Raw genomic sequence first — 9806 nt, 5'->3', positions numbered from 1 at the left:
TCGCTTTTGTTGAACTCGCTCAGTTTCTTTCTCAGGGGGTATGCAGTTGTTTTTTTTAAGGGTCAAGTTCAGCTTCTGAAGCATCCGAAACATTGTCGTTATGCTGACTCGAACCCCAACTGCTTCGTCTAACAGATCACACAGTTCGCTCAAGGTGGCATCATTATTTGTCTCAACTAAGCCACTCAACACAGCCAGATGCTCAGCACTGAGTTTGCTGGGGGTTTGTTCTGTTCGCTGCTTCGGACGGATAGTCCCGGTCTCTCGATATTGCTTCGTTAGTTTGCGTACAAAGCTGTATGCTACATGAAACTGTTCGGCTAGCTTGCGTTGAGAGGTCTTCCCGTCTATGTATCTCTCAACTATTTTTCTCCGCAAGTCTTCAGAATATGGGCGCACGTTTATCTAGATTAACAGTGGATTCCTATATCTTACCTCGCCAGCCCTACTAGGCTGAAAAACGCTATAGTTATGACTACCCATGCCTCTGCCGTGAAGCATTTTCGGGGACTATTGAGAGCCAATATCCTACTGCCCATGGCTGGGTTTGCCGGTGTGATTGCGGTGTGGTGGGTAATTTCCCTCTTCCGGCATGAAATGATGCCCACGCCACCCGAAGCCCTCGTCAAGAATTTAGACTTTATTTTACATCCGTTTTATCATCGCGGTCCTGGCGATATTGGGCTTGGGTGGCTGCTGTTGGCAAGCTTGCGTCGAGTCTGTATTGGCTTTTTGCTTGGGGCTGTGGTGGCAATTCCGGTTGGGGTTTGGGTTGGATTATCTCACAATGCATGGCTAGCGCTGAACCCGATTATTCAGGTCTTTAAGCCCGTTTCTCCCCTGGTGTGGTTGCCGATCGCCCTAGCGATTTTTAATGCTGCCGAACCTTCAGCCATTTTCGTGATTTTCATTACCTCGCTCTGGCCCACCATCATCAACACGGCGGAAGGCGTTAGCAACGTTCCCAAAGATTATCTAGAAGTGGCGCAGGTCTTAGAAATGCCTCGCTGGAAGCAACTGATCAAGATTGTGCTGCCTGCCAGTTTGCCCTACATCTTCACAGGATTACGCATTAGTTTGGGAATTGCTTGGTTAGTGATTGTTGCCGTGGAAATGCTCACCGGGGGCGTTGGTATTGGCTTTTTTGTATGGGATGAGTGGAACCGCTTGAATGTGAGTTCTGTGTTTTTAGCGGTATTTGTAATTGGCTTGACGGGGCTGATTTTGGATTACGCCCTTGCCACATTGCAAACTATCGTTACCCACCGTCCTGCACGCTCTTAAACTTCGGAGACTCCCATGAATACACTGTGGACAAGGCGAGCTTTTCTTCAAGGGATCGGCGCTACCGCTTCAGCGATCGCATTTTCGAGCTGTAGCCCACAACTCTCTCGAAACCCAGTGGGGTTGCCAGAAGCAGCCCTCGCTGTGAAGCCCATAATTGACCCTGCCAGCCTAGAGAAGCCTAACCTCACGATTGGCTACGTTCCCGTTAATGACTGCGCTCCGTTCGCCGTTGCGTGGGAAAAAGGCTTTTTTCGAAAATATGGCTTAAACGTCACTCTCAGTCGAGAAGCCAGTTGGGGCAATTCTCGGGACGGTATCATCTTTGGGCGATTAGATGCCTCACCCGTGGTCTCTGGCGCGGTCACCAATGCTCGCACGGGCGCAGAAGGAGCACGGCACTTTCCCCTGTGCGCCGCGATGACGATTCACCGCCACGGCAATGCCCTGACGATGAATCGCCAACTGTGGGAGGGTGGGGTCAGGCCCTGGCACAGCTATGGGGGGAATTTGGAGGCATTTGGTCGCGATTTACGACACTATTGGGAAAACTCTCCCTTTGATGATCACATCTGGGCGGTGGTTCAGAGTTCGGCGATCTACGAGTACTTTGTCCGCTACTTGGTCGCAGCGGTGGGCATTGACCCCCTCCGCAAACTGCGTCTCCTGATTACACCGCCACCCCAAATGGTGAGCAACACCCGCATCGGAGCGATGCAAGCCTATATGGTCGCTGAGCCATGGAATACGCGAGCCATTTCCGGAAACGAAGGGATTGGCTTTACGTTTATCCAAGGGCGAGAAATTTGGCAGGGGCACCCCGATCGCCTCTTGGCTGTAAAAGAATCGTTCATTCAGGACTATCCCAAAACCTATCGATCGCTGGTCAAAGCGATGATCGAAGCTTGCCAGTATTGCAGTAACCTGGCCAATCGCGAAGAAGTCGCCACTATTATTTCCCAACGCTCTTTTACGGGCGCAAAGGTTAAATTTACGCGACCGGGAATTGTGGGAAACTTCAACTATGGCGGATTTGACAACCAACCCCGCATTGCCAATAGCTCGGAGACAACCCTTTTCTTTGACATGCCCACTTCAGCGATTCCCCACGACCACTCAACCTTCCTTTGGCAGTCGCAAAGCCTCTGGCTGATGACCCAGGCAACCCGATGGGGGCAGATCGCAGAATTCCCCAAAAATGCGGACGAAATCGCCCATCAAGCCTGGAGAACAGACTTGTATCGAGAAATTGCCGCCGAGATGGGCATTCAATGTCCGTCAGAGGATCACAAGGTTGAGCCAAGCACTGCTTTTATCGATGGCAAATCCTTTGATCCGAGCGATCCAGTTGGCTATCTCCAAAGCTTTGAAATTCGCGCCAACGCTCCCCAATCTTTTTTACTTTGCATAAGTTGCTGAATCTTTGAACCCAGGAGACGTTGATGATGTCCTCAATGCAATCGGTCAGTCCTAATAGCTTTTATCCATCCAACACGGAGTCGTTTCTCGCGATCGAACAGGTCGTGAAGGCATATCCAAAACCAGATGGCAGTCAGTTTGTCGTGCTGAATGGCATTAACATGACGATCGGGAAGCAGGAATATGTCTCGGTCATTGGTCACTCCGGTTGTGGAAAATCAACCCTAATGCGCATTGTTGCAGGGCTAGAGAAAGCCACATCGGGTTTAGTCACTCTAGAGGGTAAAGAAATTCGCAAACCTGGAGCGGAGCGGATGATGGTGTTTCAAGGCTATGCCTTGCTGCCTTGGCTAACCGTCCGAGGAAACATCCGCATGGCAGTGGATGAAGTGTTCAAAACTGCCAGCCAATCCGACAAGATCTCGATCGTGAATGAGCACATCGACATGGTGAAGCTAACGGCTGCTGCCGACAAATATCCCGACGAACTTTCGGGCGGCATGAAGCAACGGGTGGGGGTGGCACGGGCCCTGGCCACCCGTCCTAAAATGCTCCTGCTAGATGAACCCTTTGGAGCGCTGGATGCCTTAACTCGCCCTAAATTGCAACAGGATGTCCTGGAAATTTGGGGACAGCATCCTCAGGCAGTGATGATGATTACCCATGATGTGGATGAAGCCATCTTTATGTCTGACCGGTTGGTGATGATGACCAATGGCCCCAGTGCCACGATCGGTCAAATTCTAGATATTCCGTTACCTCGTCCGCGAGATCGCTATGAACTGCGAGAATCCAAAGACTATTATGAACTCCGGAATCAAGCCTTGGATTTTCTGGAGCGATATCAATAGGGCATTTCATGATTATGAACTGAATTGCAATCAAAAAAGTAGTGAACAGCCTGCTACGCGGGTTAATGTTCGCACCTAAATGAGCTGTAATACAATCTAACAATTTAAATGCAGCGGACAGATTGAAAGCGGCTGGTGCTGAGTTCAAGGTGATCTGCCGCCGCTGATTTGAGCCGTTAGCCATTAGAAGGATCAGTCTTGCTTAATCAAAGTGAGTTTGCCGATATATGTAGTCGTGCGGGAATTGCGATTGCCGATCCCTCGCTGAATATCGGTCGAGAGCTGACTTATCTTGACAATCCAGCCCGAACAATCGTCATCCATTTCCTCGAATCAGACTTCCCAGAAACTTGGAAATCAACCATGGAAGGCATTCTTAAACTTGAACCAGAATGGATTCTCGTCAATCGTCATGGAACCTTCCAAGCAAAACAATTTTTGAGCGTTGAGATTGACAGCCTTATCGACCAGATGATCAAAAGCTATCCCAAGATCAGCCGCGAAGGCCACGACCAGTATCTTGTGAGTACGAATGGGACAATCCTAATTTCGTATGACCACCATATGTTCGATGATGGTCTGGCGCTTTATGCGACGGATGTACATGTAACAAGCACCATTCTTGTCCGCTTGAATGAAATGGGGTCTGAGATTGAGCTATTTTCAAGAAATGGCTAACACGTCGCTCAAAGGGACGCTCCGTTTCACTGCGCGCTCCTTAGCTTGGCGTTAGCTGGCTTAGTCCTTGGATGAGATAGTATCGCAAGATTATCTGTGAGCGCCCAATGCTCAGAATATAAAGTTTAGTGTTTAGGTATACTAGGTTTAGGAATCTCAGTTTGCTAGGGAGCCTTGAACACATGACAAACCGTGAGCAATTGATTCAGGAACTCGAACAATCTCCTGATGATTTAGTACAGATAGTGCTTGATTTTTTACATCGGGTTAAAGCGATACGTAAGCACCATCCTCTTGCAAAATTCGCAGGAATTTTAAGTGATTCAGAGACAGGAGAGCTACAGCGAACAATTACAGCAGAATGTCGGCAGGTGGATTTGAATGAGTGGTGAGATTGCGCTTGATACCTCTGCTGCGATTCGTTTTTTGAATGGAGACGCGACAATTACTGAAAGGATACTGTCTTTGCCGGAAGTAACGCTGCCAATAGTTGTTGTCGGAGAGTTGTTATTTGGTGCAGAAAACTTAACACGTCCGTTACAAAACTTGCCGCGCTATCTGGAGTTTATATCGGCTTGTAGAGCGATGCCATTAGGGAGAGAAACAGCAACAATATATTCCCAAACGCGGTTAGCGTTGAAGCGAAAAGAGCGACCAATTCCAATGAATGATGTGTGGATTGCTGCTCAGTGTTTAGAACATGGTTGGGTATTAGTGAGTGATGATACTGATTTTGATTATGTGGATGGATTGATATTGGAGCGTTGGTAGCAAAGCTAAGTATGTGTCTATGTCAGCCAGCTAACACTGCGTTGGTGTGGACGGAACAGAGGTTATTGACGAGATTCAAGCTTGTTTACCGCCGCACAACTTTGACGTTATACTGCTCACCGGACAAAAGCATAGTTGTTTAACTTTCTCTGTAGGCTTTCGGTGTTATGCCTGTCAATTGCCGAAACGTTTTGCTTAAATGGCTGTGGCTGTTGAACCCGCACTCTAAGGCAATGTCCATAATTGAGTGATCGCTTGTCGCAGAGATTTATAGACTCTACGTGTTGATATGATCAAAGGGCGATCGCTAGTGATAGAGATTTATAGGCTTTACGTGTTGATATGATCAAAGGGCGATCGCTAGTGATAGAGATTTATAGGCTTTACGTGTTGATATGATCAAAGGGCGATCGCTATTGGTAGAAATTTGTAGGCTTTACAGATTGATATCATCAAAGGGCGATCGCTATTGGTAGAAATTTGTAGGCTTTACAGATTGATATCATCAAAGGGCGATCGCTAGCGATAGAGATTTATAGACTCTATGTGTTGATATCGTCAAAGGGCGATCTCGATATAGATTGAACTCACAGTATGCATAACCAATCATTGCAGCGGACGGTATGGAGATCCTTTCGGAGATGCAGAGTATATTTACCGCCGCTGAATTCAGCCGTTAGCCTATTGTACGAAACGTGGTTGTGATTGCTACACTAAAAGGTTGTGATTGCTACACTAATAAAATGTCAGAAGCACAATCGGCTCCAATCTCAATCATCTTTACCAACGAACTAAAAGATCATCTTGAAGCCCAGCGCGTTCTTTACAGCAAAGGTGTCTTGGCTAAATTGGATAAAGTCGTCGCGTTTCTGCTCTTTGGTTTTGGTGTTTATTGCGTCGTTTTCGTGGGTTTGCATTGGTGGACAATTATTTGGTTTCCGTTAGCTGTGGCAGAGTGGTTCGATTTGCTATCTTTAAGCCAGTGGAGAACAAAAATAGAATTTCGGCGCAATCCAAAATTTCGAGAAGAATATCATTTGACTTTTTCGCTTCAGAATATTCATTTCAAAACCGCATCGCTCGATTCAACTTTGCAATGGACACATTATGAGCGTGTCATCGAAAGCCCAGATTTATTTCTGCTTATGTATGGCAAAGGTCTTTACACGCTCATTCCAAAGCGGTGCTTCAAATCAAACGAGGAGATAAATGCATTTCGCGCTTTGGTCAGTCAAACAATTGGGACATAGTCACCAACAGGGGGCTAACAACCGTGTTGGAGCGGATTAACTCAAATTCCTGGTGCATTGCGGGGTTTTCTGACAACCGCTCAACACGAACGTTATGCCACTTATAGGTAGTATATAGCTATAGTTAAAATAAATAAAAAGGTGAAAAATATTGAATAAAAAGAGTTTATATCAATAAGTAATTTGAGATTAGATTTTACAGAAATAAAAAGGGTTAAGTTTAAAGAAAAGTATAGATGTAAAACAAATGCAAGAATATGTAAAAAAACAACAAAACCTATGTAAGCGATTTGGAGCAGAATATTATGCCTCACCTCTAGATTTAAGAATAGGAATATCGGAGCAATTACTAAACAACAATAAAGTATATCCAATAAACGGTTTACGCATAGTACCAGAAGGTAATACTACAGGATGGTATATTTGGGGAGGTGAAAAAGAGCCTTCTTTAGATGATAATTTTTTCCAACCTCTATGTCTTACACATATTGATTACCATTGTTCAGATATCATCGGTTATCTTGGTTTATCTCCAGGTTGGAGATTTTTGATTGCTCCCAATTATGAAGATGTTTGGTTTGATTCTAACTTATTGAATTATCAGAAATAATCTTCTTTTTAATAGATTTTTGTTTTACTTTTTATTCTAAATTGCGGCTTAACTAACGTTGCAGCGGAGGCAAAAAAACCTCCTCATTAACATTCGTCGATTTTCTCCCCCGCTGAACTTAGCGTTAGGCTGCTTTGTCTTCTGGCTATGGCTGTACTCGAAGGTGATTTGCCAAAATCGAAAAGTTTTCGTTATTGAGATTTTTCATGCATCCTGGTCTCCGCAGTGGAAAACTTACAAAACGGAAAGATGAACGTGGATTTGGTTTCATCCAACCCGCTGATGGGAGTCAAGAAGTTTTTTGCATATTTCTGAAGTTAAAGATGCAACTCGCCGTCCACAAGAAAACGACACGATTTATTACCACCGCGTAGTTGACTCAGATGGAAAAGTTCGCGCTTGCAACGCATTTATTCTGGGAGCAAGAAATAAATCAGCATCTTTGAGTCATCGCGCTAAATCCTCTGATGCTATCGCTTCAAGCTTTCCGCTAGTTGAGGTAGTCTTGTTGTCACTTTTGCCTTTGGTTGGAACCATTCATTTTACGTTGACAACGCGCAATCCCCTTCCACTTGTCCTTTACCCTGCAATGAGTTTAGTATCCTACGCGCTATACGCTGATGATAAATCTCGTGCTAAACGTAAGGACTGGCGCACCCCTGAACAAACGCTACATCTGTGTGAACTTGCAGGAGGATGGTTGGGTGGGTTTATCGCCCAGCGAATGCTGCGGCACAAAAGTCAGAAAGAGTCTTATCAAGCTATGTTTTGGGCGATCGATATCATTCATTATATTGCATGGCTATTTTGGCTGTTTTGGGGAAGATCGCTATGGGTTTAGCTCTGTCACAGGTGTAAGCCAGTCATGATTTTGATCTGGCTTACAATAGGAGAGTATAGGGTTTTACCTAATTTATAAGGAGGAAAGATGGCAACACTAATCTTGAGTGATGAGCAGGTTATTGAACTTGTTAAGCAGTTGCCAGTTGAACAACAGGTAGAGGTATTCAGATTCTTACTTCTGCAACAGTGGGGGAAATGGGAATCATTATCACGTTATGGAGCCGAAAAAGCAAGGCTGGTTGCTCAAAAGAAAGATCTTGATTGGGATTTAATGACCGAGGGAGAGCGTGAAGTTTTCATTGATGATGTAGTGCATGAGGACTAATGCACTACATTACCGTTTTTGATACTAATATCTTGCTTTCCGCCCTATTGTCTACGAATAGTAAGCCATTTCGATGTCTCGCTCTAGCAAGAATAAGACAGGTTGAATCTGTGACCTGTCAAGAAATCTTGGATGAATTTGCCGAAAAGTTGCTTGTAAAATTCAAGTTTTCCGAAGAGATGACACAGGCGTCAGTGGAAGAAGTGCGTGAATTTTCGCGTCTGATTGAAACTTCTGGGACACTTAATACTGTTCCAGAAGATCCAGATGACGACATGGTTATAGAGTGTGCAGTGATTGGTAACGCGACTCACATTGTCACAGGAGACAAGCATCTTTTATCGTTAACGAACCACCAAGTTATTGCGATTCTAAAAGCAGCAAAGTTTGTTGCATTGTTGTCATCACCCTAGCGCTTTGCCAGCAGCCCAACAATTCAAATGCAGCGGAGGGTTGAGAGAGCTTGGTGCTGAGTTCGAGCCTCTCTGCCGCCGCTGATTTGAGACGTTATGCTGCTTAGAGGATGTTTTAAAAGTCTTTCAGGGTGTGTTTCACCACCCTAGCTACCTAGAAGCTAATACGAGAGAATCAGGGTTCCAGGGTTTGCGATCGCGCCTCTGAGTTGTATTTGAGGCTAAAGCCTACCCTTTTAAAACATCCTCTTAGTCCTTGGCGGGGGCAAGACTGATCAGGACTTTGTGTAAGCGGTCTAAAATCCTCGTAATTCAGGAGACCGCGTGATGATGGCACGAAAGAAAAAAGAGCCGAACCGCGTGGATGAGATGCTCGATGAGCTGTTGGCAGACTGCCAGACGCCAGAGGATATCCTGGGCGAATCGGGTTTACTCAAACAACTGAGCAAACGACTGATTGAACGAGCGTTGACCGGAGAGTTGAATCATCATCTCAAGTTTAAAAAGGAAATGGAGCATGACGAGCCGACCTCAGAGAGCCTGCCTCGTGGCAATAGCCGCAATGGCTACTCGAAAAAGACCATCCAGTCAGAGCAAGGTGAAATGGACTTGGCGATCCCACGCGACCGCCAGGGCGAGTTTGAACCCATCCTGGTGTCCAAGCACCAACGCCGATTAGCTGGACTTGATGAGAAGATTCTGGTGCTGTATGCACGGGGATTGAGCACCCGAGATATTAGTGCTCAACTGGAAGAGCTTTACGGCGTCAACGTCTCAGCCTCTGTCATCAGCGAAGTGACTGATAGCGTCAGCGACGAGGTGAAAGCTTGGCAGGTTCGTCCTTTAGATGAGGTGTACCCCATCCTTTACCTGGATGCCCTGTACGTCAATATGAAGGTTTCCGGGCGCGTGAGCAAACGAGCGGTATATCTGGTTTTGGGCGTCAACCGCGAGGGCAACAAGGAACTGTTGGGATTGTGGATTGGAGAAGCTGAAGCTGAAGGAGCCAAGTTCTGGCTGAAAGTGCTAACGGACTTGAAGAACCGGGGGCTGAAGGACATCTTGATTGCCTGCTGCGACGGGCTGGTGGGCTTTCCCCAGGCAATCGAGGCACTGTATCCCAAAACTCAAGTTCAGCTATGTATCGTGCATCTGATTCGCAATTGCCTGCGCTACGTTCCTTGGAAGGATGCTAAAGCGGTAGCGGCAGACCTGAAGCCAATCTATCAAGCCACCACGCTTGAGGAGGCCGAAGCAGCCCTAGATGCGTTTTCAACCAAATGGGATGCCCTTTATCCGGCGATTAGCCAGATTTGGATTCGGCATTGGGACAACGTCATTCCCATCTTTGATGATCCAATG

General features: G+C 46.2%; 12 protein-coding genes and 2 pseudogenes. 12 read left to right on the top strand and 2 right to left on the bottom strand.

Annotated elements, in window-relative coordinates; translation table 11 throughout:
• The coding region (locus DO97_RS18875) for a helix-turn-helix domain-containing protein (protein WP_156120672.1) at positions 1–399 on the bottom strand (399 nt) is incomplete at its 3' end.
• Between the two features lie 72 nt (positions 400–471).
• On the opposite strand from DO97_RS18875, the gene ntrB reads away from it, so the two are divergent.
• From ntrB to DO97_RS18845, 6 genes are all read left to right on the top strand, one after another.
• On the top strand, positions 472–1284 hold the full coding sequence (ntrB, locus tag DO97_RS18870; protein WP_036536474.1) for a nitrate ABC transporter permease: 813 nt from the start codon (positions 472–474) through the stop codon (positions 1282–1284).
• 15 nt (positions 1285–1299) lie between these two features.
• Positions 1300–2703 (top strand): CmpA/NrtA family ABC transporter substrate-binding protein, encoded by a 1404-nt coding sequence (locus DO97_RS18865; protein ID WP_036536472.1) that lies wholly within the window; start codon positions 1300–1302, stop codon positions 2701–2703.
• A gap of 26 nt (positions 2704–2729) precedes the next feature.
• Positions 2730–3554 carry an ABC transporter ATP-binding protein gene (locus DO97_RS18860; RefSeq protein WP_036536470.1) on the top strand — a complete coding sequence of 275 codons (825 nt, stop codon included), beginning with the start codon at positions 2730–2732 and terminating at the stop codon, positions 3552–3554.
• Between the two features lie 198 nt (positions 3555–3752).
• Positions 3753–4232, top strand: a complete 480-nt coding sequence (locus DO97_RS18855) for a hypothetical protein (RefSeq protein WP_036536468.1) — start codon at positions 3753–3755, stop codon at positions 4230–4232.
• Positions 4233–4414: 182 nt separating this feature from the next.
• Positions 4415–4624 carry a hypothetical protein gene (locus tag DO97_RS18850; protein ID WP_036536465.1) on the top strand — a complete coding sequence of 70 codons (210 nt, stop codon included), beginning with the start codon at positions 4415–4417 and terminating at the stop codon, positions 4622–4624.
• Positions 4614–5003, top strand: coding sequence for a type II toxin-antitoxin system VapC family toxin (locus DO97_RS18845; protein WP_036536464.1), 390 nt, complete (start codon positions 4614–4616; stop codon positions 5001–5003). Before DO97_RS18850 ends, DO97_RS18845 begins: the two co-directional genes overlap by 11 nt.
• A 139-nt stretch (positions 5004–5142) precedes the next feature.
• Here the strand turns inward: DO97_RS18845 and DO97_RS22615 are convergent.
• Positions 5143–5259, bottom strand: a pseudogene (locus DO97_RS22615) (AraC family transcriptional regulator); the annotation flags it as partial.
• A 439-nt stretch (positions 5260–5698) separates the two neighbouring features.
• Between DO97_RS22615 and DO97_RS21585 the strand changes: the two are divergent.
• From DO97_RS21585 to DO97_RS18820, 6 genes and pseudogenes are all read left to right on the top strand, one after another.
• Positions 5699–6253: a YcxB family protein gene (locus DO97_RS21585; RefSeq protein ID WP_156120671.1), complete on the top strand. Its 555-nt coding sequence runs from the start codon at positions 5699–5701 to the stop codon at positions 6251–6253.
• A 247-nt stretch (positions 6254–6500) separates the two neighbouring features.
• Positions 6501–6863: an immunity protein Imm33 domain-containing protein gene (locus DO97_RS22610; RefSeq protein ID WP_072016506.1), complete on the top strand. Its 363-nt coding sequence runs from the start codon at positions 6501–6503 to the stop codon at positions 6861–6863.
• Between the two features lie 206 nt (positions 6864–7069).
• Positions 7070–7704 (top strand): annotated as a pseudogene (locus DO97_RS18835) (DUF1294 domain-containing protein).
• 87 nt (positions 7705–7791) lie between these two features.
• Positions 7792–8031 (top strand): hypothetical protein, encoded by a 240-nt coding sequence (locus DO97_RS18830; RefSeq protein ID WP_036536461.1) that lies wholly within the window; start codon positions 7792–7794, stop codon positions 8029–8031.
• Entirely contained in the window at positions 8031–8444 is a 414-nt protein-coding gene (locus DO97_RS18825; RefSeq protein ID WP_036536459.1) for a putative toxin-antitoxin system toxin component, PIN family, read from the top strand. The genes DO97_RS18830 and DO97_RS18825 overlap by 1 nt, the downstream gene beginning before the upstream one ends.
• Before the next feature lie 330 nt (positions 8445–8774).
• On the top strand, positions 8775–9806 hold a 1032-nt coding region (locus tag DO97_RS18820), incomplete at its 3' end, for an IS256 family transposase (protein WP_036536477.1).

Source organism: Neosynechococcus sphagnicola sy1 (genome assembly GCF_000775285.1).
Lineage (GTDB): Bacteria > Cyanobacteriota > Cyanobacteriia > Neosynechococcales > Neosynechococcaceae > Neosynechococcus > Neosynechococcus sphagnicola.
The sequence above is the reverse complement of the archived record's forward strand: the minus strand, read 5'-3'. Positions and strand labels throughout refer to the sequence as shown.

Coding starts and splice junctions, on each gene's coding strand:
- DO97_RS18850 (WP_036536465.1), top strand. CDS start 4,415: ATGACAAACCGTGAGCAATTGATTCAGGAACTCGAACAATCTCCTGAT.
- DO97_RS18860 (WP_036536470.1), top strand. CDS start 2,730: ATGTCCTCAATGCAATCGGTCAGTCCTAATAGCTTTTATCCATCCAAC.
- DO97_RS18830 (WP_036536461.1), top strand. CDS start 7,792: ATGGCAACACTAATCTTGAGTGATGAGCAGGTTATTGAACTTGTTAAG.
- ntrB (WP_036536474.1), top strand. CDS start 472: ATGACTACCCATGCCTCTGCCGTGAAGCATTTTCGGGGACTATTGAGA.
- DO97_RS22610 (WP_072016506.1), top strand. CDS start 6,501: ATGCAAGAATATGTAAAAAAACAACAAAACCTATGTAAGCGATTTGGA.
- DO97_RS18845 (WP_036536464.1), top strand. CDS start 4,614: ATGAGTGGTGAGATTGCGCTTGATACCTCTGCTGCGATTCGTTTTTTG.
- DO97_RS18865 (WP_036536472.1), top strand. CDS start 1,300: ATGAATACACTGTGGACAAGGCGAGCTTTTCTTCAAGGGATCGGCGCT.
- DO97_RS18825 (WP_036536459.1), top strand. CDS start 8,031: ATGCACTACATTACCGTTTTTGATACTAATATCTTGCTTTCCGCCCTA.